Source organism: Streptomyces alkaliterrae (genome assembly GCF_007097205.2).
GTDB lineage: Bacteria > Actinomycetota > Actinomycetes > Streptomycetales > Streptomycetaceae > Streptomyces > Streptomyces alkaliterrae.
This window is the reverse complement of record NZ_VJYK02000703.1, coordinates 1-489: the sequence shown is the minus strand read 5'-3', so window position 1 is coordinate 489 and position 489 is coordinate 1. Positions and strand designations below refer to the sequence as shown.

Below are 489 nucleotides of genomic sequence, written 5' to 3'. Positions count from 1 at the left end.
CCGACGACCCGAAGCCACCCGCCGGCGCTGCCCCGCCACCGGACCCGCCGCCGAACGAGGCACCGCCCGCGTCCACAACCGTCTCGAGCTTCCACTGGACCCCGAACTGCTCCCGCAGCGCCGAGAGCAGCACCTCCTCGCTACCGCCGCTCGCAAAACTGTCCCGCGCCCCGGGGTTGGCGAAGCCGAGCTGGAGAGTCGTCCCGTCGAAACCGGTGACCTGCGCGTTCTGGCTCAGCAAGATCCACGTGAAACGTCGGCGGCTCTTCACCGCCTCCAGAATCTGCGGCCACATCTGCCGCACCTGCGCCGCATCACCGCCGCCACCACCGGCGGCCGGCGCCGCCGGGCGCTGCGGCGCACCGTGCGCCGCAGGCGGGACGGACTGAGCCGCCGGTGCCGGTGCCGGCGTCGCCGCAGGCCCGGCCCCGGGCGCCGCGGCCGAAGGCCACGCCCCAGGCCGCGCCGCCCCGGCACCCCCTCCGGCAC

Annotated in this window: 1 pseudogene; it reads right to left on the bottom strand. The window is 76.3% G+C overall.

Features of this window, described 5'->3' with window-relative positions:
- Positions 1-489 (bottom strand): annotated as a pseudogene (locus tag FNX44_RS27565) (DNA polymerase III subunit gamma and tau); the annotation flags it as partial.